The organism is Cellulomonas sp. P1_C4 (genome assembly GCF_056406355.1).
In genome coordinates this window covers 85,872-111,172 of the sequence record NZ_JBFUAI010000016.1, presented here as the reverse complement: position 1 = coordinate 111,172, position 25,301 = coordinate 85,872, and the positions used below count along the sequence as shown (strand labels likewise).

The 25,301-nt window shown below is 72.7% G+C and carries 25 protein-coding genes; 11 read left to right on the top strand and 14 right to left on the bottom strand.

What is annotated here, in order from left to right:
* Positions 1-2 precede the first annotated feature (2 nt).
* From AC1DYZ_RS14250 to mca, 3 genes are read right to left on the bottom strand one after another with little or no spacing between them, the layout of a single operon-like run.
* Positions 3-833 carry a carbon-nitrogen hydrolase family protein gene (locus tag AC1DYZ_RS14250; RefSeq protein ID WP_477065838.1) on the bottom strand — a complete coding sequence of 277 codons (831 nt, stop codon included), beginning with the start codon at positions 831-833 and terminating at the stop codon, positions 3-5.
* Positions 830-1,240, bottom strand: a complete 411-nt coding sequence (locus AC1DYZ_RS14245; RefSeq protein WP_477065837.1) for a hypothetical protein — start codon at positions 1,238-1,240, stop codon at positions 830-832. The genes AC1DYZ_RS14250 and AC1DYZ_RS14245 overlap by 4 nt, the downstream gene beginning before the upstream one ends.
* Complete coding sequence (gene mca, locus AC1DYZ_RS14240) at positions 1,237-2,109, bottom strand: mycothiol conjugate amidase Mca (protein WP_477065836.1); 873 nt, start codon at positions 2,107-2,109, stop codon at positions 1,237-1,239. Before mca ends, AC1DYZ_RS14245 begins: the two co-directional genes overlap by 4 nt.
* A gap of 129 nt (positions 2,110-2,238) precedes the next feature.
* On the opposite strand from mca, the gene AC1DYZ_RS14235 reads away from it, so the two are divergent.
* Together AC1DYZ_RS14235 and greA are read left to right on the top strand one after the other, a co-directional pair.
* Positions 2,239-2,664, top strand: a complete 426-nt coding sequence (locus AC1DYZ_RS14235; RefSeq protein WP_477065835.1) for a DUF4307 domain-containing protein — start codon at positions 2,239-2,241, stop codon at positions 2,662-2,664.
* A gap of 269 nt (positions 2,665-2,933) precedes the next feature.
* On the top strand, positions 2,934-3,419 hold the full coding sequence (greA, locus tag AC1DYZ_RS14230; protein WP_477065834.1) for a transcription elongation factor GreA: 486 nt from the start codon (positions 2,934-2,936) through the stop codon (positions 3,417-3,419).
* 54 nt (positions 3,420-3,473) lie between these two features.
* Here the strand turns inward: greA and ilvA are convergent, their stop codons facing one another.
* The 3 genes from ilvA to AC1DYZ_RS14215 are packed head-to-tail and all read right to left on the bottom strand — an operon-like array spanning position 3,474 to position 7,227.
* Positions 3,474-4,676, bottom strand: a complete 1,203-nt coding sequence (gene ilvA / locus AC1DYZ_RS14225; RefSeq protein WP_477065833.1) for a threonine ammonia-lyase — start codon at positions 4,674-4,676, stop codon at positions 3,474-3,476.
* Positions 4,673-5,998 (bottom strand): AI-2E family transporter, encoded by a 1,326-nt coding sequence (locus AC1DYZ_RS14220; protein ID WP_477065832.1) that lies wholly within the window; start codon positions 5,996-5,998, stop codon positions 4,673-4,675. The genes ilvA and AC1DYZ_RS14220 overlap by 4 nt, the downstream gene beginning before the upstream one ends.
* Complete coding sequence (locus AC1DYZ_RS14215) at positions 5,995-7,227, bottom strand: cystathionine gamma-synthase (RefSeq protein WP_477065831.1); 1,233 nt, start codon at positions 7,225-7,227, stop codon at positions 5,995-5,997. Before AC1DYZ_RS14215 ends, AC1DYZ_RS14220 begins: the two co-directional genes overlap by 4 nt.
* A 223-nt stretch (positions 7,228-7,450) precedes the next feature.
* Here AC1DYZ_RS14215 and msrA point away from each other — a divergent pair, with 223 nt between their 5' ends.
* The 4 genes from msrA (at position 7,451) to AC1DYZ_RS14195 (ending at position 10,866) form a co-directional block, all read left to right on the top strand.
* The gene (gene msrA, locus AC1DYZ_RS14210) at positions 7,451-8,119 is read left to right on the top strand and encodes a peptide-methionine (S)-S-oxide reductase MsrA (protein ID WP_477065830.1); all 669 of its coding nucleotides are present in this window, start codon (positions 7,451-7,453) and stop codon (positions 8,117-8,119) included.
* Positions 8,120-8,455: 336 nt separating this feature from the next.
* Positions 8,456-8,779 (top strand): nuclear transport factor 2 family protein, encoded by a 324-nt coding sequence (locus AC1DYZ_RS14205; RefSeq protein ID WP_477065829.1) that lies wholly within the window; start codon positions 8,456-8,458, stop codon positions 8,777-8,779.
* Positions 8,776-9,612, top strand: a complete 837-nt coding sequence (locus AC1DYZ_RS14200) for a lysostaphin resistance A-like protein (RefSeq protein ID WP_477065828.1) — start codon at positions 8,776-8,778, stop codon at positions 9,610-9,612. The genes AC1DYZ_RS14205 and AC1DYZ_RS14200 overlap by 4 nt, the downstream gene beginning before the upstream one ends.
* A 9-nt stretch (positions 9,613-9,621) precedes the next feature.
* Positions 9,622-10,866: a D-arabinono-1,4-lactone oxidase gene (locus AC1DYZ_RS14195; RefSeq protein WP_477065827.1), complete on the top strand. Its 1,245-nt coding sequence runs from the start codon at positions 9,622-9,624 to the stop codon at positions 10,864-10,866.
* Here AC1DYZ_RS14195 and AC1DYZ_RS14190 read toward each other — a convergent pair.
* The 3 genes from AC1DYZ_RS14190 to AC1DYZ_RS14180 form a co-directional block, all read right to left on the bottom strand.
* Positions 10,863-11,777: a transglutaminase-like domain-containing protein gene (locus tag AC1DYZ_RS14190; protein WP_477065826.1), complete on the bottom strand. Its 915-nt coding sequence runs from the start codon at positions 11,775-11,777 to the stop codon at positions 10,863-10,865. The genes AC1DYZ_RS14195 and AC1DYZ_RS14190 overlap by 4 nt on opposite strands.
* A gap of 33 nt (positions 11,778-11,810) precedes the next feature.
* Positions 11,811-12,635, bottom strand: coding sequence for a MerR family transcriptional regulator (locus AC1DYZ_RS14185; protein ID WP_477065825.1), 825 nt, complete (start codon positions 12,633-12,635; stop codon positions 11,811-11,813).
* A 67-nt stretch (positions 12,636-12,702) separates the two neighbouring features.
* Positions 12,703-13,110, bottom strand: coding sequence for an FKBP-type peptidyl-prolyl cis-trans isomerase (locus AC1DYZ_RS14180; RefSeq protein WP_456823183.1), 408 nt, complete (start codon positions 13,108-13,110; stop codon positions 12,703-12,705).
* Between the two features lie 110 nt (positions 13,111-13,220).
* On the opposite strand from AC1DYZ_RS14180, the gene AC1DYZ_RS14175 reads away from it, so the two are divergent.
* Positions 13,221-14,084, top strand: a complete 864-nt coding sequence (locus AC1DYZ_RS14175) for an alpha/beta fold hydrolase (protein WP_477065824.1) — start codon at positions 13,221-13,223, stop codon at positions 14,082-14,084.
* Positions 14,077-14,664, top strand: coding sequence for a TetR/AcrR family transcriptional regulator (locus AC1DYZ_RS14170; protein ID WP_477065823.1), 588 nt, complete (start codon positions 14,077-14,079; stop codon positions 14,662-14,664). The genes AC1DYZ_RS14175 and AC1DYZ_RS14170 overlap by 8 nt, the downstream gene beginning before the upstream one ends.
* A 79-nt stretch (positions 14,665-14,743) precedes the next feature.
* Here AC1DYZ_RS14170 and AC1DYZ_RS14165 read toward each other — a convergent pair whose 3' ends face one another.
* From AC1DYZ_RS14165 to AC1DYZ_RS14155, 3 genes are all read right to left on the bottom strand, one after another.
* Positions 14,744-15,766, bottom strand: coding sequence for an acetylxylan esterase (locus AC1DYZ_RS14165; protein WP_477065822.1), 1,023 nt, complete (start codon positions 15,764-15,766; stop codon positions 14,744-14,746).
* Between the two features lie 45 nt (positions 15,767-15,811).
* The gene (locus tag AC1DYZ_RS14160; RefSeq protein ID WP_477065821.1) at positions 15,812-17,197 is read right to left on the bottom strand and encodes a cystathionine beta-synthase; all 1,386 of its coding nucleotides are present in this window, start codon (positions 17,195-17,197) and stop codon (positions 15,812-15,814) included.
* A gap of 127 nt (positions 17,198-17,324) precedes the next feature.
* On the bottom strand, positions 17,325-18,185 hold the full coding sequence (locus AC1DYZ_RS14155; protein ID WP_477065820.1) for a Bax inhibitor-1/YccA family protein: 861 nt from the start codon (positions 18,183-18,185) through the stop codon (positions 17,325-17,327).
* Between the two features lie 206 nt (positions 18,186-18,391).
* On the opposite strand from AC1DYZ_RS14155, the gene AC1DYZ_RS14150 reads away from it, so the two are divergent.
* Both AC1DYZ_RS14150 and AC1DYZ_RS14145 read left to right on the top strand, forming a co-directional pair.
* Positions 18,392-19,375 (top strand): ABC transporter ATP-binding protein, encoded by a 984-nt coding sequence (locus AC1DYZ_RS14150; protein ID WP_477065819.1) that lies wholly within the window; start codon positions 18,392-18,394, stop codon positions 19,373-19,375.
* Positions 19,372-20,235: an ABC transporter permease subunit gene (locus AC1DYZ_RS14145; RefSeq protein WP_477065818.1), complete on the top strand. Its 864-nt coding sequence runs from the start codon at positions 19,372-19,374 to the stop codon at positions 20,233-20,235. Before AC1DYZ_RS14150 ends, AC1DYZ_RS14145 begins: the two co-directional genes overlap by 4 nt.
* A gap of 54 nt (positions 20,236-20,289) precedes the next feature.
* On the opposite strand, the gene AC1DYZ_RS14140 is transcribed toward AC1DYZ_RS14145, so the two are convergent.
* Both AC1DYZ_RS14140 and AC1DYZ_RS14135 read right to left on the bottom strand, forming a co-directional pair.
* A complete protein-coding gene (locus tag AC1DYZ_RS14140; protein ID WP_477065817.1) occupies positions 20,290-23,394 on the bottom strand; it encodes an efflux RND transporter permease subunit in 3,105 nt (1,034 codons plus the stop codon).
* 118 nt (positions 23,395-23,512) lie between these two features.
* Positions 23,513-24,751: an MFS transporter gene (locus AC1DYZ_RS14135; protein WP_477065816.1), complete on the bottom strand. Its 1,239-nt coding sequence runs from the start codon at positions 24,749-24,751 to the stop codon at positions 23,513-23,515.
* 52 nt (positions 24,752-24,803) lie between these two features.
* Between AC1DYZ_RS14135 and AC1DYZ_RS14130 the strand changes: the two genes are divergently transcribed.
* On the top strand, positions 24,804-25,253 hold the full coding sequence (locus AC1DYZ_RS14130) for a MarR family winged helix-turn-helix transcriptional regulator (RefSeq protein WP_477065815.1): 450 nt from the start codon (positions 24,804-24,806) through the stop codon (positions 25,251-25,253).
* Positions 25,254-25,301: the final 48 nt, after the last annotated feature.

The window sequence follows — 25,301 nt, the reverse complement described above, 5'->3', positions numbered from 1 at the left end:
CCTTATGCGACCGGGACCACCGTGTACCGACGGTTGGCGAGCGACGGGTTCTTCTCCCGGACGCTGAGCAGCGCGGCACCGTCGAGGTCGACGGTCCGGATCTGCGGCTGGTCGTCCATCTCCAGGCCGACCACGCCGTCGGGCGCCACGACGATCGAGCGACCGACCACGCCCTTGCCCGCCTGACCGACGGCGACGACCGCCGCGGTGTTCTCGATGGCGCGGGCGATCGCGAGGGTCCGCCAGTGCATCGCCTTGAGGTCCCCGGCCGCCCACGCGGCGGGCACGACGAGCACCTGCGCACCCGCATCGATAAGCCGTCGTGCCGACTCGGGGAACCGCAGGTCGTAGCAGGTCAGCACGCCGAAGGTCAGGCCGCCCAGCTCGAGGACGAGCGGCGGCGCGTCGACGGGCCCCGGCGCCAGCCGGTCGGACTCCCGCTGCCCGAACGCGTCGTACAGGTGCACCTTGCGGTAGACCCCGACCAGCGCGCCCGTGCCGTCGACCGCCACGACCGCGTTGACCGCGCGCGGGTCGTCGCCGTCGGCCGGCAGGGTGACGCCCGCCAGCACCGCGACGCCGGTCGCGGCCGCGCGCTCGCGCAGCATGTGCACGAACGGGCCGTCCAGCGGTTCCGCGTGCTCCGCGCCGACGCCCCGCGGGTCGAAGCCGGAGGCGTACTCGGGGACCACCAGCAGGTCGGCCCGCGCCCGTGCGGCGGTGTCGAAGGCGTCCTCGACCACCTGGCGGTTCGCGCCGTGGTCCGCGCTGACCGACAGCTGCGCGACCGTCACCCGGACCGCGGGCCGCAGCGGCGGGTCGGTCGAGCTCACCGCGAGCCCCCGGCGGGCCCGGGACCGGGCTCGTCCGGGCTGGTCCCGCGCTGCCGGTCGGGCGTCTGCTCGTCCTCGACGTACTCCCACGGGGCCACCGCCACGTCGGCGTCGACCTCGGAGTCGGGGCCGGCCGCACCGGCGTCGACGAGACCGAGGTCGGCGTGCGGCCCCTCCGTGCGGTCGTCGCCCGGCTCGTCGTCGTCGAGCCCCAGCTTCTTCGCCCGGCGGTCGACCACGCGCAGCTGCTTGGTCAGCGACAGGAAGAGGAAGACGAGCGCGACGGCGAGCAGGAACGTGAACACGAACCCGAGGAACCCGGGCGAGCCGACGGGGCTTCCGTCGATGTTCACGTCCGACGGGGACGGGCTGGGCGTCGGCGCGACGAGCAGCAGGGCCGCGATCATGCGCGCAGCCCGGCGAAGAGGTCGTCCTCGGGCAGCGTCACGGGGACCCGGGACGACGCGAGCTCGTACTCCTCGGTGGGCCACTGTGCGATCTCGAGCTCGCGCGGGACGGCGAAGAAGAAGCCGTCCGGGTCGATCTGCGTCGCGTGGGCGCGCAGGGCGTCGTCGCGCTGGCCGAAGTACGCCGAGCACTCGATGCGCGTGGTGACCTCGCGCTCGGGGACCTCGCGGGCCTGGCGGGAGTCGATCCAGTCGCCGAACGGCGACTCGCGACCGGCCGCGACGAGGGCGTCGTGCACCGCGCGCATGCGCACCAGCGAGAAGCCGTGGTTGTAGTAGAGCTTCGACGGCGCCCAGGGCTCGCCGAGGCCGACGTACCGGTCGGGGTCGCCGGCGGCCTCGAACGTCTCGACCGAGACCCGGTGGCACATGATGTGGTCCGGGTGCGGGTAGCCGCCCGACGGGTCGTACGTCGTGATGACCTGCGGGCGGAACTCGCGGACCAGCTGCACCAGCGGGGCCGACGCCTCCTCGAGCGGGACGAGGCCGAAGCAGCCCTCCGGCAGTGGCGGCAGGGGGTCGCCCTCGGGCAGGCCGGAGTCGACGAAGCCGAGCCACCGGTGCCGCACGCCGAGCGCTGCCGCCGCGGCCGCCATCTCGTGGCGCCGGTACTCGCGCATGCCGTCCAGGCCGCCCTCGACCGGGGGGTGCTGCGTGTTGAGCACGTCGCCCCGCTCGCCGCCGGTGCACGAGACGACCAGGACGTCGACGCCCTCCGCCGCGTACTTCGCCGTGGTCGCGGCGCCCTTGCTCGACTCGTCGTCGGGGTGGGCGTGCACCGCCATCAGGCGCAGCCGCTCTCCGGTCACCTCGGGCCTCCCGTCGGTCGCCCGCCGACGGACCGCGGACGCGGACACGCTCGGCACGGGCGGGTGGTTGGACGAGAGACAATGATCGCGCACGCGGCGCCCCTGTCGCGCCACCGCCCGAGGAGCTCCGTGACCGACTCGCCCGCCACCCGACCGCCGGCCGGGCGCTACGGCCCCGAGCCCACGGCGCGGTCGACCCGGCGCGGGCGGCTCGGCCTCGTGGTCGCGGGGGCGCTCGGGGTCGCGCTGGTGATCTGGATCGGGCTGAACATGGCCGGCCGGCCCGTGTCGTGGAAGGACGTCGGCTTCCACGTCGAGGGCCCGCAGGCCATCGAGGTGACCTTCGAGGTCACCAAGCCCAAGGAGTCGACCGTGACCTGCACGGTCACCGCGCTGTCCGAGTCCTACGCCGAGGTCGGCGTGCGCAAGGTCGACGTCGGGCCGGCCGCCACCGCCACCCGCCGCGTCACCGCCACCGTGCAGACCACCGAGCTCGCCGTGAGCGGGACGGTCGAGCGCTGCGATCTGGTGGACACGCCCGGCTCGACCGGCTGACGGCACCACCCGAACGGGCGACAGCGCACGCCGTCGGGGCGCACCGGACGGGGTGATTCGGACCCCCGCTTGCTATCCTGGTCGTTTCAGCGCCGCCCCGGTCCGGCACCACCACCGGTCGACGTGACCGTGAGGGAACGGCGGAGCACCCCTTCAGTACCCGATCACCGGACGTGTCCTCGGATGCCTCCGGTCGACCGGACTGCCGAGAGCACGCCCTCGTGGCGCAGACCGGCCCGTCCGGCACACACGCAAGGAAAGGAGCGATCGTGACCGATACGACTGCGGCCACTTGGCTGACCCAGGAGGCCTACGACCGCCTCACGGCTGAGCTCGCACGCCTCGAAGGAGAGGGTCGGGCCGAGGTCACCGCGCGCATCGCCGCCGCGCGCGACGAGGGCGACCTCAAGGAGAACGGCGGCTACCACGCCGCGCGCGAGGAGCAGGCGAAGCAGGAGGCCCGCATCCGCGAGCTCAAGGAGAAGCTGCGCAACGTGCAGATCGGCACGCCGCCGGACAACGGGATCGTCGAGCCGGGCATGGTCGTCACGGCCGTCGTCGCCGGCGACGAGATGGTCTTCCTGCTCGGCTCGCGCGAGATCGCCGGGACCTCCGACATCGAGGTCTTCTCCCCGACCTCCCCGCTCGGCGAGGCCATCAACGGCCACAAGATCGGCGACTCGACCACCTACACGGCCCCCAACGGGCGCGAGATCCCGGTCGAGATCACGGACGCGAAGCCGTTCGCGGGCTGATCCACCGCACGCACGGACGAGGCGCCGCCCCACCGGGGTGGCGCCTCGTTCGCGTCAGCCGTCCGTGAGCCGGTAGCCCGCCCCGCGCAGCTGCTGCAGCACGTAGGCGCAGTGGTCGGGGCCCTTGGTCTCCACCTGCACCACGATCGCCACCTCGTCGAGCTGGAGGTCGCCGACGGTCCGCGCGTGCGACACGTGCATGACGTTCCCGCCCGTGTCGGCCAGGGCACGCAGCAGGTCCGCGAGCGCTCCCGGGGTGTCGTCGATGCGGACCTGGAGCTGCAGGAACCGGCCGGCCGCGGCGAGCCCGTGCCGGACCACCCGCATGAGCACGAGCGGGTCGATGTTGCCGCCCGACAGGATCGCGACCACCGGCCCCTCGACCGGACCGACGCCCGCCATGAGGGCCGCGGCCGCGGCGGCGCCCGACGGCTCGACCAGCATCTTCGCCCGCTCCGCGAGGAGCAGCAGCGCCCGCGAGAGGCTCTCCTCGGAGACGGTCGTCACCTCGATCTGGTGCGCGTCCAGGATGCCGAACGGCACGCCGCCCGGTGTGCCGACCGCGATGCCGTCGGCCATCGTGCGCAGCTCCGGCGCCGGGACCGGGTAGCCGGCCGCGAAGGACGCCGGGTACGCGGCGGCGCGGGCGGCCTGGACGCCGATCACGCGCACCTCGGGCCGCAGCTCGGCGAGGGCCGCGACGATGCCCGCGGCCAGCCCGCCGCCCCCGACCGGCACGACGACGGTCGCCACGTCGGGCACCTGCTCGACGATCTCGAGGGCGATGGTGCCCTGCCCCGCCACGACGTCGTCGTGGTCGAAGGGGTGGATGAGGATCGCGCCCGTGCGCTCGGCGAACTCCCGGGCGTGCACCAGGGCCTCGTCGACGCTGGCGCCGACCAGCTCGACCCTGGCCCCGTAGTCGCGCGTGGCGGCGATCTTGGGCAGGGCGGCGTCGCCCGGCATGAACACGACGGCGTCCAGGCCGAGCATCCGGGCCGCCAGCGCGACGCCCTGAGCGTGGTTGCCGGCGCTCGCGGCCACGACCCCGCGCGCCTGCTCCTGCGGCGACAGCCTGGCCATGCGCACGTACGCGCCGCGCAGCTTGAACGAGCCCGCCCGCTGCAGGTTCTCGCACTTGAGCCACACCTCGGCACCGCACGCCTGCGAGAGCGCGCGGCTCAGCTGCACGGGCGTCCGGTCCGCGACACCCTCGAGCAGCTGGGCGGCGGCCCGGACGTCGGCGAGGCCGGTCATCGGGGACCGGCCACGTCGTCGTCGGCGGCCGGGTCCTCGCGACGATCCGCCGCCTCCGCCCTCGTCGCCACGCGCTCGGACGTGGCCTCGGCCACCTGCGCGATGGCGCGGTCGAGCACTGGGTGCCCCCGACCCCGCACGGGGACGTGGTCGTCCGTCCCGAGCTGCGGGAACTTGTCGTGGCCGTGCAGGTAGAGGACGACGGTGTTCAGGGTCGCGACGATGGGCACGGCGAACAGCGCACCGATGATCCCGGCGACGAACGACCCGGCGGCCACCGACAGCAGCACGGCGACCGGGTGCAGGGCCACCGCGTGACCCATGAGGAACGGCTGCAGGACGTGGCCCTCGAGCTGCTGGACGAGCAGCACGACGACCAGCATCCAGATCGCCGACGCCGGGCCGTTGGAGACGAGCGCGACGAGGATCGCGACCGAGCCCGTGACGACCGCGCCCACGATCGGGATGAACGACCCGAGGAACACGAGCACGGCGAGCGGCAGCGCGAGCGGGACCTGCAGGATCGCGGCACCGACTCCGATGCCGACGGCGTCGACCGCGGCGACGAGGATCTGCGTCCGCGTGTACGCGCCGAGCGTGACGAGCCCCCGCCGGCCCGCCTGGTGGACGTGCTCGCGGGAGCCCCGCGGGAGCAGCCCGATGACCCACGCCCAGATGGCGCGGCCGTCGAGCAGGAAGAAGAACGTGCAGAACAGCGTGATCAGCGCGCCGGCCGCGACGTGGGCGACCGTCGTCGTCGCGTGCAGCGCGCCCGAGACGAGCTCGGAGCTGCCGCCGCTGAGGGACCCCTGGATCTTGTCCAGCCACCCCGAGATGTCGGCGGTGGTCAGCTGGAGCGGGCCCTCGGCGAGCGAGGTGGTCAGCTTGTCGATGCCCTGGGCCGCCTGGTCCCACAGCTCCCGGAAGCCCTTCACGATCGACCGACCGGCCAGCGTGAGCAGACCCGCCACGAGGGCGACGAGCCCGACGAGCGAGATCGCGGTCGCGGCGACCCGCGGCAGCCGGGTCCTGCGCTGCAGCCAGCCGACGAACGGCGCGAGCAGGACGGTCAGCAGCAGGGCCACCGCGATGGGGACCACGACGACCTTGAGCTCGGACAGCAGCCACAGGAACACCGCCAGGGCGGCGCCGATGAGCAGCAGCCGCCACGACCAGTCCGCCGCGTTGCGCACCGACGGCGGCACGGACTGCCCGTCGGCCGCGCGGATGACGCTGGTGGCCGACGGCGCTCCGGTGCGGGCCCCCGCCCGGGGCCCGGCCGCGTCGTCTCCTCCCGGTGCGGCCCCGCCGGGCCCGCTCACGCGTCGCGCCCCGCCGCGAGCGCGGCCTCGAGGTCGGCGATCAGGTCGGCGACGTCCTCGATCCCGACCGACAGGCGGACGAGGTCGTCGGGGACCTCGAGCTCCGTGCCGGCCACCGAGCCATGCGTCATCTTGTGCGGGTGCTCGACCAGCGACTCGACCCCGCCCAGCGACTCCGCGAGCGTGAACACGTGGGTCGCCGCGCAGAACGCCAGTGCGGTCGCCTCACTGCCGGTGCGGAACGAGATCATGCCGCCGAACCCGCTCATCTGCCGCGTCGCGACCTCGTGGCCCGGGTGGCTCTCCAGCCCCGGGTAGATCACCGACGTCACGGCGTCGTGCGCGGCCAGGAACTCGGCGATCGCCGTGGCGTTGCTGACGTGCCGGTCCATGCGGACGGCGAGCGTCTTGAGCCCGCGCAGCGTCAGCCACGCGTCGAAGGGCCCCGCCACCGCGCCCGAGGCGTTCTGGTGGAAGCGCACCGCGTCGGCCAGGACCGTCGTGCCGGTCGGACCGTCAAGGCCCACCGGGAGCTGCGCGCCGTCCGCGACGACGAGCGCGCCGCCGACCACGTCCGAGTGCCCGCCGATGTACTTCGTCGTCGAGTGGACGACGACGTCGGCGCCGAGCGCGAGCGGCTGCTGCAGGTATGGGGTGGCGAAGGTGTTGTCGACCACCAGCAGCGCGCCCGATGCGCGCGCGTGCGCCGCGAGGACGGCGATGTCGGCGATGCCGAGCAGCGGGTTGGTCGGGGTCTCCACCCACACGACCTTGGTGCGACCGGGCTGGATCGCGGCGAGGACCGCGTCGGCGTCGGAGAGGTCGACCGCTGTGTGCTCGATCCCCCACGGGCCGAAGACGCGGGCGATCAGGCGGTACGTGCCGCCGTACGCGTCGTTCGGGATGACGACGTGGTCGCCGGGTCGCAGCGTCGCGCGCAGCAGCGTGTCCTCGGCGGCGAGGCCCGACGAGAACGCGAAGCCGGCCGCGCCGCCTTCCGCCGCCGCGAGCGCCGACTCGAGCGCCGTGCGGGTGGGGTTGGCCGAGCGCGAGTACTCGTACCCGCCGCGCAGGCCGCCGACGCCGTCCTGCTTGTAGGTCGAGGTCGCGTAGATGGGCGGGACGACGGCCCCGGTGGTGGGGTCCGGGTCCTGACCTGCATGGATGGCGCGGGTCGAGAAGCCGGCGGAGGACCAGTCGTCGTCGTGGGGGTGCGCGTGGTTCGTCACGCGTCCCAGGCTAGGCGCTCGCGGCGCCGGGGCCCTGGTGGACGACGGTGCGCTGCGGGTGCGGTCTCGGTCACGGAATGGTGCGCTCTCGGTCTGGTATTCATTCGGTCAAGCAATGACCACGATCGGTGCCGCAGAACGGGAACAGAGGGCGGATGGACGCCGTTGAGATCGCCGGGAGGACCCAGGTGACCAACCGGGCTCCCGGAGAGGAAACAGACTCATGAGCTGGCTGTTCGGATCCGCACTCAAGTCCACGATGGTCGAGCCGGAGCGCGCCCTCGCGGGTCGCGACCGCTACGCCTACACCGTCCCGACGACCCACACCGTCCTCGGCACCCCGCTGCAGGGCCCGTGGCCCGAGGGCACCGAGGTGCTCTACGTCGCGATGGGGTGTTTCTGGGGCGCCGAGCGCACCTTCTGGAAGATCCCCGGCGTCGTGACGACGGCGGTCGGCTACCAGGGTGGGTTCACCCCCTTCCCGTCCTATGAGGAGACCTGCACCGGCCGGACCGGCCACACCGAGATGGTTCTCGTCGCGTACGACCCGTCGGTCGTCTCCGCCGAGGACCTGCTGCGCACCTTCTGGGAGTCGCACGACCCGACGCAGGGCTACCGGCAGGGCAACGACGTCGGCACGCAGTACCGGTCGGCGATCTACACCACGACGCCGGAGCAGGAGCTCGCCGCCCGCACCACGCGCGACGAGTACCAGCCGCGGCTGACCCGGGTCGGCTTCGGCCCCATCACCACGGAGATCCGGTCGGCCGACGACGCCGGCACGTTCTACTACGCCGAGGGCTACCACCAGCAGTACCTCGACAAGAACCCGAACGGCTACTGCGGCCTGGGTGGCACGGGCGTCTCCTGCCCGCGCCCGACCGGCGCCTGACCGTTCGCACACGCCCCGCTCGCCGACCACGGCGAGCGGGGCGTCGCACGTCAGCGGGCGGGTGACCGGCTCGCCCCCGCTGCCGGCCACCCACCCGCCACGGGGCCGGCGACAGGTCCCCGGGTCGCCGGCCGCCCTTCGGCGTCGTCCTTGGCGGACCGGCGGGTCGCTCCCCTGTGCCGGTCCGCCGCGAACGTATCGGCGTGCCTCCAAGCCCGTCCACGCCCGTCCACCCGGCGCTGGACCCCGGTCCACCTGCGCGAACGCCCATCTCGACACAGCCGGCCACCGACCGAGGTCTCGCCGAGCGGGTCGGGAGCCGACAGACTGCACCCCGTGACCTCCGAGCTCCCGGCCCGCATCAGCGACGTGATCGTCGGCATCAACACCGAGGACCCGACGCTCTTCCGAGGCGCGTTCACCGACGACGCGGTCGTCGACGACTGGGGCCGCACCTTCCACGGCCTGGAGGCGATCGCGGGCTGGAACCGCACGGACAACCTCGACAAGCACACGCGCGTCCGCGTGACGGGCTACGACCGGCGGGGCGATGCCCACGCGGTCGCGATCGACGTGACCGGCGGCGGGTTCAACGGCGCGGGGACGTTCACCTTCCGGCTTGCCGACGACGGCCGCGTGACCCGCCTCGACGTCGCATGAGCGAAGCGGCACCCAGCCGGACGGACAGCTCCACGGCGACGACGGCCGCCCGCGCCCTGGCCGCCGCCCTCGTCTGCGGCGCCGCGATCCTGCTCTTCGCCGTCCACGTCCGCCCGCTCGGCTACGTCCCGCTCGTGCTGGGCGTGGGCCTCGGGCTGCTCGTCGACAAACGCCTGGGCAAGGACCTCGCCCTCATCGCGCTCGGCCAGGTGATCATCAGCACAATCTCGCTCAAGGCCGACCTGTCCAACGCCGGCATGGCGCGATTCACGGTGGCGCTGGGCCTGGCGGTCGTCGTGCCGACGGTGCTGAGCCGCCGGGCGTTCCACGACGACAAGATCCACTTCCCCGTCCGCACGGGCCGCCGCTGGGAGCGCTGGCAGTGGGTGTACCTCGGCGCGGTCGCCGTGGCGGCGTACCTGATCCTGCCGGCGTACTTCCTGCGGTCCGGCGTCTGGCAGAACTGGCCGGACCTCGACGGCACGCACGACATCGTGCGGCTGTTCATCGGGGTCAACGCGGTGGGCATCTGGGACGAGCTGTTCTTCATCTGCGTCGTCCTCGCGCTGCTCCGGGCCCACTTCCCGTTCTGGCTGGCCAACCTCCTGCAGTCCGCCGTCTTCGTGTCGTTCCTGTGGGAGCTGGGTTACCGCTCGTGGGGGCCGCTGCTGACCATCCCGTTCGCGCTGATCCAGGGCTGGATCTTCCGCCGGACCTCCTCGCTGAGCTACGTCGTGGCGATCCACCTGACGTTCGACCTCGTCGTGTTCCTGGTGCTGGTGCACGCCCACGACCCCGCCCTGTTCGACATCTTCGTCACCGGTGGGCCGTAGGTTGGCCTGGTGACGCTGACCAACTGGGCCGGGAACTACACCTACCGCGCGGCCGAAATCCACCACCCCCGCACCGTCGAGGAGCTGCAGGAGATCGTCGCGAGGTCCCCGCGGATCCGCGCCCTGGGCACCCGGCACTGCTTCAACGACATCGCCGACGACCCCGCCGCGCTGGTCGCGCTGGACGGCCTGGAAGTTGCGCCGGAGATCGACGAGGCGGCCAGGACGGTCACGGTCACGGGCGGCACCCGCTACGGCACGCTCGCCCAGCACCTGCACCCGGCGGGCTGGGCGGTGCACAACCTCGCGTCGCTCCCGCACATCTCCGTCGCCGGGGCCGTCGCCACGGCGACGCACGGCTCGGGCGACCGCAGCCCGAACCTCGCGGCCGTGGTGCGCCGCCTGGAGCTCGTGGGTCCGGACGGCGCCATCCGCACGGTGGAACGCGGTGACGACGACTTCGCCGGCTCGGTGGTCGCGCTCGGCGCCCTCGGCGTCGCCACGCGCGTGACCCTCGACATCGAGCCGACCTACGACGTCGCGCAGGAGGTGCACCTCGACCTGCCGTGGAGCGCGGCCCTGGAGCACCTCGACGAGATCACCGGCAGCGCCGACTCCGTCAGCCTCTTCACCGACTGGACCGGCGAGACGATCCAGCAGGTCTGGCGCAAGACCCGCGTCACGGAGTCCTACGCGCTGCGCACCGACTTCTTCGGCACGACGCCGGCCGACGGTCCGCGCCACCCGCTGCCCGGCATCGACCCCGTCAACTGCACGGCCCAGCTGGGTGAGCCCGGGCCGTGGCACGACCGCCTGCCGCACTTCCGCATGGACTTCACGCCCAGCAACGGCGACGAGCTGCAGTCGGAGTTCCTGGTCCCGCGGGCCCACGCGGTGGACGCCCTGCAGGCGATGCGCGCGCTGAGCAGCCGGATCGCGCCGTTGCTGCAGGTGACCGAGGTCCGCACCATGGCCGGGGACGACCTGTGGCTCTCCACCGCCGAGGGCGGCGACCGCGTCGGCCTGCACTTCACGTGGCTGCCGCGGCAGCCCGAGGTCGAGGCGCTGCTGCCGACGATCGAGGCCGCGCTCGCCCCGTTCGACGCGCGTCCGCACTGGGGCAAGCTCTTCGCGGACGAGCACCGCGACCTCGCCCGCCTGTACCCGCGCTGGGACGACTTCCGCTCACTCGTCGCCCGCACCGACCCCGACGGCGTCTTCCGCAACGCGTTCCTGGACCGGCACGTCCTCTAGGACCGCCAGCGGTTGACCTTCGCGACGAGGTCCGCGTCGGCGACCCGCCCGGTCGGCGACAGCGTCACCACGCCGGCGCCCGGCTGCAGCCGCGGGTCGGTCGCGTAGCGGTCAGCCAGCGACGCCTCGGCCGCGGCGTCGCCGGCATCCGCGGCCACGAGCAGCGCGGCGACCTCGTCGGCGAGCCGGTCCAGCTCCTCCGCGGGCGTCGGCGTCTCGGGCAGGGTGTCGCCCCACACGTCCCAGAGCAGCAGCTCGTCGCGCTGCCGGTGCGCGAGCTCGTTGACCACGTACCCGCGGACGAACTGCGGCCCGCAGAGGAACGGCAGGGAGGGATCGACCCCGTAGGTCGAGACGTCGAGGCCGTCCCGGCGGTGCGCGAGCCAGACCTCGGCCGCGGTCTCGAACGGCGCCCCGATCCCCGTCGCCATGTCGTGCGAGTCGAAGCCGAACCAGTTCTCGGCCATGTTCAGCTCGGGGTCGAACCGCACCCACCGGTCGCCGTCCCAGTACTCGCCGACGACGTGGTCGTGGTGGAACCCCGGCCGGAAGTAGCCCGAGAACCCGACGCGGCTGCGCGCCGGGATCCCGTGCTCGCGCAGCACGCCGAGCGCGACGAGCGTGTGGTCGCGGCAGCAACCCGCGACCTGCTGCGCTGGTGCCCGCGGCGCGACCAGCGGACCGGCGGACCGCCGCTGCGCCTCCGCGAGCACGTCGGAGAGCCAGCGCAGGTCGATGTCGGCGTCCTGCCCGGGCTCCAGCTGCTCCGCCCCAGCGCGGTAGTGGATGACCACCGAGCAGGCGGCCTGGTGCAGGGCGGCCGGCGACGGGTCGACCGCGGCGAGGAGCGGCGCGTACGGACCGGGGTCGGTGTAGCGGCTGTGCGTGGCGTACGAGGCGACATCGGGCATGCGACCAGCGTGAGCCCTGCCCCAGGGGCAGGGTCAAGCGACGGGTCGGGCGACGTGCGCGACGACGCCCTCGTCCGACCACGGCACCGGGTAGATCTCGCGCTCCGGGCCGCCGTGCGTCCACCCGCCCGACGCGAACCACGTCTCGAGCGCGACGTAGGCGCCGATGATCCGCGGGAACCGGCAGTCGGCGGCGGCCACCGGCACGAACGCCAGGGTGTGCGCGGGCTCGCGGCGCAAAGTGATGCTGCCGACCGGGTCGACGGGCCCGTCGTAGGGCACGCACACCTCGATCGGCCCGTCGCCGTCGTTGCCCACGGCCCCGTGGAACAGCACCCAGAACTCGTCGCCGCGAGCCGCGCCGCCCTCGTCGAGAAACCGGCGGACCTCCAGGACGTCGGCCGTGATCGCCGCGACGAGCTCGACCTGCGGGACGTGCCGGGTCACCGACGCGACCGTCCGTGCGGGCACCGGCTCGACGACGACGTCGTCGATCCCGAACTGGCCGACGTGCGCCGAACCGGGCGGCCCGCCGAGCGCGTGCAGGACGAGGTCGAGCTCCGGCCCGTGCTCGGCCAGCTCGCGGCGTCGCCCTTCCCACCACGACCGGATCGCTGCGGCCTGAGCGCCCGGCGCCGCGAGCACGTCGGCGATCGTGCCGAGCGGCATCTCCAGCCGCCGCAGCAGCGAGATGGTCCGGGCCCGGTCCAGCTGGTCGGGGTCGTAGTAGCGGTACCCGCTGTCCGGGTCCACCCGGACGGGCTCGAGCAGCCCGCGGGCGTCGTAGAGCCGCAGCGCCTTGAGCGAGAGCCCCGACCGGCGCGCGAACTCCCCGATCGTCACCTCGCCGTCGGCCACGGCCCGAGGATAGCGACGGCCCCCTGCATGCGAACGCGCAGCAGCGCAGGGGGCCGATCGCCTCAGCTCAGTTGCTGGTGCCGACGATGTCGACGACGAAGACCAGCGTGTCCCCACCCTTGATCCCGGCCTGCGGGGCGCCGCGGTCGCCGTAGCCCAGGTGCGACGGGATGGAGAGCAGCACACGGGATCCGACCTGCTGACCGACGAGGCCCTCGTCCCAGCCGCCGATGACCGCGCCGACGCCGATCGGGAAGCTGATCGAGGAGCCGCGGTCGTACGAGTTGTCGAACACTCCCCCGTTCCAGGACTGGCCGAGGTAGTGGACCTCGAGGTCGTCGCCGGCCTCGACGAGGGCGCCGTCGCCCCGGGAGAGGACGACGACCTCGAGCTCCTTCGGCGCAGGCGCGTCCGGGAACGTGAGGGTCGGCTTCTGGCCGAAGGTTCCCGATGCCTCGGGCAGCGCTGCGGACATGACGTACTCCTTCAGTGGATGACAGTGCGCACACCATCTTGCCAACCCCGACCGACACCCGTCGCACCGAGGGGTTGACCGCGTTGGCTAATGGCATTAGCTTTTCTCTCATGACACAGCACCTGCAGCGCCCCGAGGGGCGGATCGCCTACACGGTCGACGGGCCCGCGAACGGCCCGCTCGTCGTCCTCATCCCCGGCATGGGGGACCTGCGCAGCACCTGGCGCGAGCTCACCGGCCCGCTCGTCGACGCCGGCCACCGCGTCGCCGTGCTCGACCTGCGCGGCCACGGCGACTCCGACACCACGTTCAGCACCCACGGAGACGTCGTGACCGGCCAGGACGCGCTCGCGCTCGTCGAGCACCTGGGCGGCCCGGCGGTCCTCGTCGGCAACTCCATGGGCGCGGCCGCCGCCGGTTGGGCCGCCGCCGAGCGGCCCGACCTCGTCGCGGGCCTGGTGCTCACGGGCCCGTTCCTGCGCGAGCGCCCGATGCCGGCGGTCGCCGTGGCGGTCTTCCACGGCCTCGAGCGCCTGCTCTTCGCACGCCCGTGGGGCGGGGCCGTGTGGGCGTCCTACTACCGCGGCTACCTCAACCGCGGCACGAAGGCGCCGTGGCTCGACGAGCACGTCGCGGACCTGCGCGCGGCCATGAAGGACCCCGCCCACCTGCGCTCCTTCCGGCACCTGACCGTCCAGCTCACCCACGCCCCCGTCGAGGCCCGCGTCCCGGAGATCGTCGCGCCCGCCGTCGCCTTCGTCGGCGCCATCGATCCCGACTTCAAGGACCCGGCGGCGGAAGCCGAGTGGCTGCGCGGCGCGATCGACGCCGACGTCACCCTCATCCCGGGCGTCGCCCACTACCCGCAGAACCAGGCGCCCGAGGTCGTCGTCCCCCGGACGCTCGCCTTCCTCGCGGACCTCCCCCGGGACGCCGACGGCCGCTTCCGGGTCGGCGCGAGCGCGCGTGCCTAGGGCGGGGCTCGACCGCGCCGCCGTCGTCGACCTGGCCCTGGCGGTCGTCGACGAGGGCGGCCCGACGGGGTTCGCCGACCTCACGCTCTCCGCCGTCGCGACCCGCGCAGGCGTCGCGGTGCCGAGCCTGTACAAGCACGTCGCCGGCCTGCCCGCGCTGCGCCGCGAGGTCGCCCTCGTCTGCATCGAGGGGTTCGGGGACGCCCTGCGGGCCGTGCGCGCCGACCACGACGGCCCCGACCTGCTCGTTGCGATGGCGCACGCCACCCGCGACCTCGCCCGACGTCGGCCCGGACGCTACGGTGCCGTCCAGGGCGCCGGGTGGATGCAGGACCCCGACGCCGACGCCGTCCGCGCGGCGGCCGCCCGAACCGTCGGCGAAATGACGGACGCCGTCGCCGCGCTCGGAGTCCCGGCCGCGCGCCGAATCGACGCCGTCCGCGCCGTCCGCGCCGCCGTGCACGGGTTCGTCGTCCTGGAGCTCGACGGCGGATTCGGCATGCCCGACGACGTCGACGACAGCTTCGCCTTCCTCGTCGACGGACTGGTCGGCGGCCTGGAACGGCTGGGCGTGGGCTAGGCCATTCGGGGCCGCGGTCGAGCCCGCGTCCACGACCGGGCTCGGGTGGCGGATCGCCTCCGCCGGCCGACCTGACCCGTCAGGCGCGAGCCTCGGCGGCCACCGGGGCGGGCTCCGTCGCCAGCAGCGCCCGCAGCCAGTGCAGCTGCCGCTGCACCTGGAACGCCTGCCCGCCCTCGTGCTGGTTGTAGGCGTACACCTCGATCTCGGTCGCGGGCCGCGCGGCCGCGAGCCCCGCGTAGTGGTTGTACGCCGCGAAGACGGTCGACGGCGGGCACGTCTGGTCGCGCAGCGCGACCGAGAACAGCGCGGGTGCCGACGCACGCCGCGCGAAGTGCACGCCGTCGAGGTAGGACATCGTGCGCATCACGACGGCCTCCTCGTCCCGGTGCACCGCGAGGTACTGCACGAGCTCGCCGTACGGGAACGCGTCGGTGATCGCCAGCGCCCGCGGGTAGTGGCACAGGAACGGGACGTCCGGCATGACCGCGACGAGGCCGTCGGCCAGCCCGCCGACCGCGAGCGCGAGTCCGCCGCCCTGGCTGATCCCCGTCACCGCCACGCGGGAGGCGTCGACCCCGGGCAGCGCGCGGACCGCGTCGACGGCCCGCACGCCGTCGGTGATGAGCCGCCGGTAGTAGTGCTCGTGCGGATCGCGGACCCCGCGCGTCATGACCCCCGGCGACGCCGGTCCGGAGCCGGCCGGGTCCGGGGTGTGGCCGCCGTTGCCCCACGTGGACCCCTGGCCGCGGGTGTCCATCACCAGGTGCACGTACCCGGCCGCGGCCCACGCGAGTCGCTCGTGCGCGAAGCCGCGGCCGCCGCCGTACCCGATGAGCTCGACGACGGCGGGCAGCTCCCCGGCCACCCCGGCGGGTCGCGTGACCCACGCCTTGATCGGGTGCCCGCCGAACCCCGCGAACGTCACGTCGAACGCCTCGATCGCGGTGAGCCCGGTGTCCACCGGCGTCACGGTCAGACCGAGGTCGAACGTCCGCGCCTCGTCCAGCGTCGACGCCCAGAAGTCGTCGAAGTCGGCCGGCTCGTCCAGCTCGGGCAGGTAGCGCTCGAGCTCGGGCAGGGGCAGGTCGAACAGGGCCATCGTGCTCCTTCGGACGACAGTGTGGACAGCGTTTCCCGGGAGAACCTATCGCGCCAGGAACCCGAGCAGGTCGTGCCGGGTGAGCACCCCGACGGGCGACCCGTCGTCGACGACCATCAGCGCGTCGGCCTTCTGCAGCGCCGACCGGGCGGACTCCACGGACTCTCCCGAGCCGATGAGCGGCAGCGCGGCCGACATGTGCCGGTCCACGCGGTCCGACAGCTCGGCCTCCCCCGAGAACACCGCGTCGAGCAGCTCGCGCTCGCTCACGGCGCCGGCCACCTCGCCGATCTTCACGGGCGGCTCGGCACCGACCACGGGCATCTGCGAGACGCCGTACTCGTGCAGGATCTCGATGGCGTCGCGCACGGTCTCGTTCGGGTGCGTGTGCACCAGGTCGGGCAGGGCGCCGGTCTTGGTGCGCAGCACGTCGGCCACGGTGGCGCCCTCGTCGGCGGCCAGGAACCCGTACGAGCGCATCCACTTGTCGTTGAAGATCTTCGACAGGTAGCCGCGCCCGCTGTCGGGCAGGAGCACCACGATGACGGCCTCCGCGGCGGCGGCCGGGTCCTCCTCCTGGAGCCGGCGCGCGTACCGCAGCGTCGCCTCGACCGCCATGCCGCACGATCCGCCGACCAGCAGGCCTTCCTCGCGCGCGAGCCGCCGGGTCATGGCGAACGAGTCCGCGTCGGAGACGGCGATGATCTCGTCGGGCACCGTCGGGTCGTAGGCGGCCGGCCAGAAGTCCTCGCCCACGCCCTCGACCAGGTACGGACGCCCGTCGCCGCCCGAGTACACCGAGCCGGCGGGGTCGGCGCCGATGACGACCACCCGCCCGTCGGAGACGTCGTGCAGGTAGCGCCCGGTGCCGGTGATGGTGCCGCCCGTGCCGACGCCCGCGACCAGGTGCGTGACGCGACCGTCGGTGTCGGCCCAGATCTCGGGGCCGGTCGACTCGTAGTGGCTGGCCGGCCCGTTCGGGTTCGCGTACTGGTTCGGCTTCCAGGCGCCGGGGATCTCGCGCGCGAGCCGGTCGGAGACCGAGTAGTACGAGTTGGGGTGGTCGGGAGTGACCGCAGTGGGGGTCACGACGACCTCCGCGCCGTAGGCCCGCAGCACGTCCCGCTTGTCCTGGCTGACCTTGTCGGGGCAGACGAACACGCAGCGGTAGCCCTTGCGCTGCGCGACGAGGGCCAGGCCGACCCCGGTGTTCCCGCTGGTCGGCTCGACGATCGTGCCGCCGGGCCTGAGCAGGCCGCTCGCCTCCGCGGCCTCGATCATCTTCAGCGCGATGCGGTCCTTCACGGAGCCGCCGGGGTTCATGTACTCGACCTTGGCGAGGATCGTCGCCGTCAGGCCTGCGGTCACGGACGTGAGCTGGACGAGCGGGGTGCCGCCGACGAGCTCGGAGATGTGCTTCGCGTACTTCACGGTCGGGCTGCTCCCATGGGTGGCGGGGCGGGTCGACTTGAGATCGAAAAAAAGGTCGGCCCGGGTGCGATCGATCATCGCACCCGGGCCGAGGTCACGCCGTGAGGCGGACGGTCCATGCCCAGCGTCAGTTGCGGCCCGACAGGATCGCGAACAGGCGCAGGAACTCGAGGTACAGCCAGACCAGCGTGACGATGAGGCCGAAGGCGGCCGACCACGCGAACTTGGCCGGGGCGCCGTTCTCGACACCGCGCTTGATGGCGTCGAAGTCCACGATCAGGCTGGCCGCGGCGAGCCCGACACCCACGAGACCGGCGAGCACGCCCCAGATGCCGTTGCGGAACGGGCCGAAGCCGTCGCTCGCGATGAAGAACGACGCGACGAGGTTGGCCAGGGAGAACAGCAGGTAACCGACCATGCCGATGAGCAGGAAGCGAGTGAACTTCGGGGTGACGCGGACCTTGCCCGAGCGGAACAGGAACAGCGCACCGGCAAAGGTGGCGAGCGTCGCGATGACGGCCTGCGTGACGATCGGCTCCGCGGTGCCTGTCGACGATCCCTCGACCACCAAGTTCTGGAAGAGCAGGCTGATGCCACCGAGGAAGAGACCCTCCGCCGCGGTGTACGCGATGATCAGCGCCGGGCTCGGCTCCTTCCGGAACGCGTTGACCAGCCCCAGGACCAGACCGCCGATGGCGCCGACCCACAGGAGCCACGGCATCGTCGGCGTCAGGTACCAGGACCCGACCGACACGACCACGAGCAGCGCGAGCAGCCCGCCGGTCTTGATGATGACGTCGTCGTACGTCAGCCGCCCGGTCTCGCGCGTGGTCGCGGCGGGGGCGTCGTACATCTGGTCGAGCGTGGCCGCGTCGGTCACCTGGGCACCGGCGGTGCCGTAGGAGACCGTTGACGCGGGCGACTTCTGGCCCCGGCGCTGAACGGGATCCTGGAAGACCGGACTGTTGTTGAACACGGGATTGGCCATGGCGTCCTCCTGGACGGATCGGGCGCAGTAAGACAAGGCTGTCACCGTAGCGAACGTGAACAGGGGCGCGTTCGTTCCCAGGTTTCTCTACTCACGGGTTCTCGGCCTTTCGGCTGGGCCGCGCTCCCCCCATGGTCCGATGTAAGCCCTTGCGGCCCGACCCTAGGGTCGTCAACGGTTCTGCTCCCGACGACGAGGAACGGCTGATGATCGAGGCCCACGACCTGACGAAGAGATACGGCACGAAGGTGGCGGTGGACGGCATCTCGTTCACCGTCCAGCCCGGAAGGGTGACCGGCTTCCTCGGACCCAACGGCGCCGGGAAGTCCACGACCATGCGGATGATCGTCGGGCTGGACAAGCCGACGCACGGCAGCGTGACCGTCAACGGCAAGCGGTACGCCGAGCACTCATCGCCGCTCACGCAGGTGGGCGCGCTGCTCGAGGCCAAGGCGGTCCACACCGGCCGCAGCGCCCGCAACCACCTGCGGGCCATCGCCGCGACGCACGGCATCGGCGACAAGCGCGTCAACGAGGTCATCTCGATGACCGGCCTCGACACGGTGGCCAAGCGGCGGGTCGGCGGGTTCTCGCTCGGCATGGGGCAGCGGCTCGGCATCGCCGCGGCGCTGGTCGGCGACCCGCAGACCCTCATCCTCGACGAGCCCGTCAACGGCCTCGACCCCGAGGGCGTCCTCTGGGTGCGCAACCTGGTCAAGTACCTGGCCGCGTCCGAGGGTCGGACCGTCTTCCTCTCGTCGCACCTCATGAGCGAGATGGCCGTCACGGCCGACCACCTGATCGTCATCGGCCGCGGCAAGATCATCGCCGACGGCCCGGTCGACTCGGTGATCGCGCAGGCGACCACCGCCACGGTCCGGGTCCGCTCCCCGCAAGCGTCCGACCTGGCGGCGCGCCTGGCCGGACCCGCGGTCACCGTGACGCCGGCGCCGGACGGCTTGCTCGAGATCCACGGCGCGACCGCGGTGGAGATCGGCGAGATCGCCGCCAAGGCCGGGTTCGTGCTGCACGAGCTCACACCGCTCGCCGGCTCGCTCGAGGAGGCGTACATGTCCCTGACGTCGGAGTCGATCGAGTACCACTCGGCCGCGCTGCCCGGCGAGGTCTCCGAGCCGCACGGCGCACACGCCGCGACCACGTCCCCGACCACCGGAGAGGACGCCCGATGAGCGCCGCCGTCGCCACCGAGCCGCACCGCCACAGCACCGCCACGAAGCCCTACCGGCTCAGCTTCGGCCACCTGGTACGCGGCGAGTGGATCAAGTTCTGGTCGGTCCGCTCGACCATCTGGACGCTCGCCATCTTCCTGATCGCGACGGTCGGCCTGGTCGTGCTGATCAGCCTGGCGTACGTCAACGCCCCCAGCCCCGAGCAGGGCGGTCCGCCCGACGCCAGCGACGCGCTCGGTCCGCTGAGCTTCGCCGTGACCCTCGGCCAGCTGGCCCTGGCGGTCCTCGGCGCCCTGACCATCACGAGCGAGTACACGACCGGGATGATCCGCTCGAGCCTGACGGCCGCGCCCAAGCGCCTTCCGGTGCTGTGGTCCAAGGCGATCGTGCTGATCGTCGCGGTCTTCGGGGCGGCCCTGGTGGCCGTGGCCGCCGGGACGGCCCTCCAGTGGCTCTTCTTCGACAGCAAGGGGCTCTCGGTCGACTTCAGCGACCCAGACATGCTCCGGCCGCTCGTCGGAACCGCGGTGTACCTCGCGACGATCGCGCTGTTCTCGTTCGCCCTGGGCGCGCTCATGCGTCACTCGGCGGCGGCCATCGCGACCGTGCTCGGCCTCCTGCTCGTCGCGCCGATCCTCTTCAGCTCGATCCCGTGGAAGCCGCTGACCTACATGTTCCCGTTCCTGCCGGGAATCGCGGGGCAGCAGCTCACGCAGACCGACGCCCAGCTGGAGGTCGCCGCGGCCTCCTCACCGATCGGGGCAGACCTGACGGCGTGGCAGGGCTACGGCGTGCTGGTGATCTGGGTCGTCGTCGTCCTCGGGGTCGCCGCGATCCTGCTCAAGAAGCGCGACGCCTGACCCCAGGCAACGCGAAGGGGGCGGTCCGGTTCCGGACCGCCCCCTTCGTCGTGCTCAGGCGCGGGACGTGCGGCCCCTGGCCTTCTCCGCGAGCATGTACAGCACCGGCACGAGCACCAGCGTCAGCAGCGTCGAGGTGACCAGCCCGCCGATGACCACGATCGCCAGCGGCTTGGAGATGAAGACCCCGCCGCCGGTGACGCCGAACGCCATGGGCGTGAGCGCGAAGATCGTCGCCAGCGCCGTCATGAGGATGGGCCGCAGACGCTTGCGGGCGCCCTCGGTCACGGCCTCGGCCAGCGGCCGCCCGTCGCGGCGGTACTGGTTGACCAGGTCGATGAGCACGATCGCGTTGGTGACCACGATGCCGACCAGCATGAGCACACCGATGAGCGCCGGGACGCCCAGCGGGGTGCCGGTGAGCAGCAGCGCCAGCAGCGCACCGGTCGCGGCGAACGGCACCGAGACCAGCAGGATCAGCGGCTGCAGCAGCGACCGGAACGTCGCGACCATGACCAGGTAGACGATCGCGATGGCGACCAGCAGCGCGAGGCCGAGGTCGGCGAACGCGTCCTGCTGGTCGGAGGCGACGCCACCGATGGCCACGCTGGAGCCGGCCGGCACGTCGATCGCGTCGACCTTCGTCTGCAGCTCACGCGTCAGCGCCCCGAGGTCCTGCCCGGACGGCGTCGCCGAGATCGTCGCCGAGCGCTCCCCGTCGACCCGCGTGACCGACGTGGGCACGTCGACCTCGTCGATGCTGGCCACCTGCGTGAGCGGCACGATGCCGGTCGCCGTCGGCAGGACGACCTGGCGCAGCTGGTCGAGCGTCGTCAGGCCCGCCGTCGCCACGATCGTGACGTCCAGCGGCCCGTCGCCCAGGTCGACCGTGCCGATGGGTCGCGGGCTCATCACGGCCGCGACGGTGCCGGCGACCTGCGTCTCGGTGAGCCCGACCTGCGCGGCGGCGGCACGGTCGACGACCACCTGCACGGTCGGCTGGGCCGCCGCGAGGTTGTTGGTGACGTCGGACGTGCCGTCGACGCCCTCGACCACGGTCTGCACCTGCTGTGCGAGCGTCGAGAGCTGGTCCGGGTCGTCGGAGCGCACGACGACGTCGACCGTCGAGCTGCCGAAGGCCGCCCCGCCGCCGGCCACGGTCACGTCCCCGAGGTCCTTCGTGGCGGCGCGCACGTCCTCCTGCACCACGGCCGGGTCCGCGTCGCCGTCGAGCGTCAGTGCGAACGTCGCCCGCGGGGTCCCGCCGCCGCCGCTGAACGCCGCCTCCGCGCCCCCGGACGTGCCGACCGTCGTCTGCACGGTGGTCACGCCGTCGACGCCCATGAGCGCCTGCTCGACCTCCTTGGCGGAGGCGTCCTGCGTGGGCAGCGACGTGCCCGGCGCGAACGACTGCGTGACCGTGAGCGTGTCCTGGCCGGAGTCGCCCAGGAAGTTGGTCTCCAGGCGCGGCACGAGTGCGAGGGTGCCGACGAAGATCAGCAGCGCCGCCCCCAGCGTGAGCACCGGGTGCCGCAGCGCCGTGCCCAGCGTCGCGAGGTAGCCGCGCTGGAGGGCGCCCGAGCGCTCGCGCTCCTCGACCTCGTCGCGCACGTCCTGCTCGACCGGGACGACCCCGTCGACGTCGGCCGGCGCCGCCTGCGCAGCCTGGGCACGTTCCTTCGTGGACGGCCGGATGAACCAGAACGCGAGCACCGGCACGATCGTCAGCGCGACGAACAGCGAGGCGGTCATGGCCACGGCGACCGTGACGGCGAAGGGCCGGAACAGCTCACCGACCATGCCGCCGACCAGCGCGATCGGCAGGAACACGGCGACGGTGGTGACCGTCGACGCGGTGATCGCCCCGGCGACCTCGCGGACGGCCGTGAGGATCGCGGTCACCTTCGCCTCGCCGTACGACATGTGCCGTTTGATGTTCTCGATGACGACGATCGAGTCGTCGACCACCCGCCCGATCGCGATGGTGAGCGCGCCGAGCGTGAGGATGTTGAGCGAGTAGCCGCCGACCTTGAGGCCGACGAACGTGACGAGCAACGACAGCGGGATCGAGATCGCGGACACCAGCGTCGACCGGACCGAGCCGAGGAACAGCAGGATCACGAGCACCGCGAACAGCAGGCCCAGCGCGCCCTCGGTGGCCAGGCCGTTGATGGACTCCTCGATAAAGGGCGCCTGGTCGAACACGACCGCGACCTTGACCTGGTCGCCCAGCTGCTCCTCGAGGTCCGCGACCGCGTCCTGCGCACCGTGCGAGATCTCGACGGTGTTGCCGTCGGGCGTCTTGGTCAGCGCGACCGCGAGCGCCGCCTCGCCGTCGAGGCGCGAGTAGGAGGTGGCCGGCACGGGCGCGACCTCGATGTCGGCCACGTCGCCGAGCGTCGTCGGGGTGGTGGCCCCGACCAGCGGCAGGCTCTCGAGGTTCTCGACGGAGGACAGCTCGCTGCCGACCTGCACCGAGAGGGTCGTGTCGCCCTCGTCGACGGTCCCGGTGGGGATGACGACGCCGTTGTCCTGCAGGATCGTCGCCACCGCGGCAGGCGACAGCCCGACCCCCGCGAGCGCGGGCATGTCGAGCGTGATGGTCACGGCGTCGTCGGCGACGCCCGTCACCGTGACCTCGCGGACGTCGTCGATCTGCTCGAAGCGCGGCACCACCGTGTCCTGCACGAGCGTCGCCAGGTCGGTGTCGGACGTCCCCTCTCCGCCGGAGATGGAGAGCTGCACCACCGGGAAGTCGTCGAGCGAGCCGGTGAAGACCGTCGGCTCGACGCCGCTGGGCAGCGAGGTGCGCACGCGGTCGACCGCCTGCTGCAGCGCCTGCGCCGACGCGTCGAGGTCGCCGCCGTACGTGAGCTCGACCGTCGTCGTCGACAGTCCCGTGGACGACGTCGAGGTGACCTTCTCCACCCCGTCGACCGCGCGGACCGCCTGCTCGACGGGCACGGTCACCTGCTGCTCGACCAGCTGCGGCGAGGAGCCGGGGTCGACCGCGACGACGACCGCCGTCGGGATCTGCAGCGACGGGATGAGCTCCTGCTTGAGCGACCCAAGGCTGATCCAACCGAAGACGGCGATAGCGATGGTCAGCAGCGCGACCACCGCGCGGTTGGCCAGCGAGAGGCGGGCGAGGCGATACATGCAGGGGTCTCCCGAGTGTGCAACAGCTGACGCGGAACCGCGCCCACGTGCGAGAACGCGCCCGGCCGGGGTGGGGTTCCCGGTCCGGACGCGTCCTACGTCACATCTGCTGGGGAGGTCAGACGACCTCGCCGAGCGCCTCCTCAGGCACGCCCTCGAGCGCCTCGGCCTCGCGGTTCCACCGCGACCAGAGCACACGCTCGCCGACAGTGCGCGCCACCATGTGGCCGAACACGAGGAACGTGACGATGCCGACGGCGAGCACGGCGACGCCCACCCAGAACGGCGCGCTCAGGCCGACGTGCTCGGCCAGCAGCCCGGCGACGACCGGTGCCGGCGCCGCGAAGCCCCAGCGGACCAGGTTGAACGCCCCCGTGGTCACGCGACGGTCGGGCGAGCCGGTGGCCAGCGCGAGGTCGGTGAGGTTGGCGTTGCAGATGCCCATGCAGACGCCGGCCACGATGAGCACGATCACGGACTGCGCGGTGCTGTGCGAGGTCGCCAGGCCGATGAGCGTCAGCATGAGGACCATCAGGGCGAACCCGACGGTCTGCACGGCGCCGAACCGGTGCGCGAGCCGGTGCCCGACCACCAGGATGCCGAAGGCGAGCCCGGCGCCCCATGCCGTGAACACGAGGCCCAACGGCACGACGTCGAGGCCCAGGAAGATCGGCGTGTAGCCCAGCACGATGAAGAAGACGAAGTTGTAGGTCGCGGTGATGACGCAGAGCGCGACGAACGCGGGCCGCCGGAACGGGTGGAACACCTGGCCGAGCCGCAGCGGCGGGGGCATCTCCTCGGGGTCCTTGAGCCGCGTCAGCGAGATGATCAGCGCCGCGATCATGAACAGGCCGCACAGGAAGAACGGCACGCGCCAGCTGATCTGCCCGAGCAGGCCGCCGATCAGGGGGCCGATGGCGAAGCCGAGGCCGACGCAGGTCTCGAACAGCTCGACGACCCACTTCTTGTCGTTGGCCAGGGACACCAGCAGCACCATGGCCGTGGCGAAGAACATCGCGTTGCCGAGGCCCCACAGGCCGCGCAGGAGCGCCAGCGACACGATCCCGTTGGACAGCGAGGCCAGGATGGCGGCGACGGCGACGGTGCTCACGCCGGTGGCGAGGACCTTCTTGTAGCCGAACTTCCCGGTCGCCATGACCGCGGGGATCATGCCGACCGCCATGACGGCGATGTAGGCGGTGAAGAGCAGCTCGATCTGCCACGTGGTCGCGCCGATGGCGGCACCGATGGCGGGGAGGATGGGGTCCACGATCGCGATGCCCGCGATGGCGAAGAACGCCGTGAGGGCGGTCGAGTAGATCGCGGTCTTGTTCGGTTCTGTGCGAGACGACGCCACGTGCTGATCCTTGTATCTGTATGGGGCAGGTAACTCCATGTAGGCTACACCCATGAGCGACGACGACGCAGCCGCTGCGGTCGAGACCCAGGTGGCTCTGCTGCTGCGGCTCGCGGACCGCAACCGCCGGGCGACCACCCGCCTGTCCGCGACGCTCGAGCGCTCCGCCTACCTCGCGCTCCGCCTCCTCGACACCACGGGACCCGCCGGCATCAACGAGGTCGCGGACCACCTGCGCCTCGACGCGTCGACCGTGACTCGGCAGGTGCTGGCGATGGAGGCCGCGGGCTACGTGACCCGCGAGCGCGACGTGCACGACGGCCGCCGCGCGGTGGTCACCACGACGCCCGCCGGCACCGCGGCCCTGGCCGAGACGCGGGCCGTGCGCGCCGAGGTCTACGCCGACATCCTCGCCGACTGGTCGCCGGACGACCGGCGCCTCCTGGCCACGCTGCTGACCCGGCTCAACGACGACCTCGACGCGCACGCGACCCGCACCTGACAGGAGGCTCGGCTAGCGTGGGCCGCCGCACGACCACCCCCTCCGACG

Excerpts from the sequence above, each read along its gene's own strand:
- AC1DYZ_RS14245 (WP_477065837.1), bottom strand. The coding sequence starts at position 1,240 with ATGATCGCGGCCCTGCTGCTCGTCGCGCCGACGCCCAGCCCGTCCCCG.
- ilvA (WP_477065833.1), bottom strand. The coding sequence starts at position 4,676 with ATGACCGGCCTCGCCGACGTCCGGGCCGCCGCCCAGCTGCTCGAGGGT.
- msrA (WP_477065830.1), top strand. The coding sequence starts at position 7,451 with ATGAGCTGGCTGTTCGGATCCGCACTCAAGTCCACGATGGTCGAGCCG.
- AC1DYZ_RS14200 (WP_477065828.1), top strand. The coding sequence starts at position 8,776 with ATGAGCGAAGCGGCACCCAGCCGGACGGACAGCTCCACGGCGACGACG.
- AC1DYZ_RS14190 (WP_477065826.1), bottom strand. The coding sequence starts at position 11,777 with ATGCCCGATGTCGCCTCGTACGCCACGCACAGCCGCTACACCGACCCC.
- AC1DYZ_RS14180 (WP_456823183.1), bottom strand. The coding sequence starts at position 13,110 with ATGTCCGCAGCGCTGCCCGAGGCATCGGGAACCTTCGGCCAGAAGCCG.
- AC1DYZ_RS14175 (WP_477065824.1), top strand. The coding sequence starts at position 13,221 with ATGACACAGCACCTGCAGCGCCCCGAGGGGCGGATCGCCTACACGGTC.
- AC1DYZ_RS14165 (WP_477065822.1), bottom strand. The coding sequence starts at position 15,766 with ATGGCCCTGTTCGACCTGCCCCTGCCCGAGCTCGAGCGCTACCTGCCC.
- AC1DYZ_RS14155 (WP_477065820.1), bottom strand. The coding sequence starts at position 18,185 with ATGGCCAATCCCGTGTTCAACAACAGTCCGGTCTTCCAGGATCCCGTT.
- AC1DYZ_RS14150 (WP_477065819.1), top strand. The coding sequence starts at position 18,392 with ATGATCGAGGCCCACGACCTGACGAAGAGATACGGCACGAAGGTGGCG.
- AC1DYZ_RS14145 (WP_477065818.1), top strand. The coding sequence starts at position 19,372 with ATGAGCGCCGCCGTCGCCACCGAGCCGCACCGCCACAGCACCGCCACG.
- AC1DYZ_RS14140 (WP_477065817.1), bottom strand. The coding sequence starts at position 23,394 with ATGTATCGCCTCGCCCGCCTCTCGCTGGCCAACCGCGCGGTGGTCGCG.
- AC1DYZ_RS14130 (WP_477065815.1), top strand. The coding sequence starts at position 24,804 with ATGAGCGACGACGACGCAGCCGCTGCGGTCGAGACCCAGGTGGCTCTG.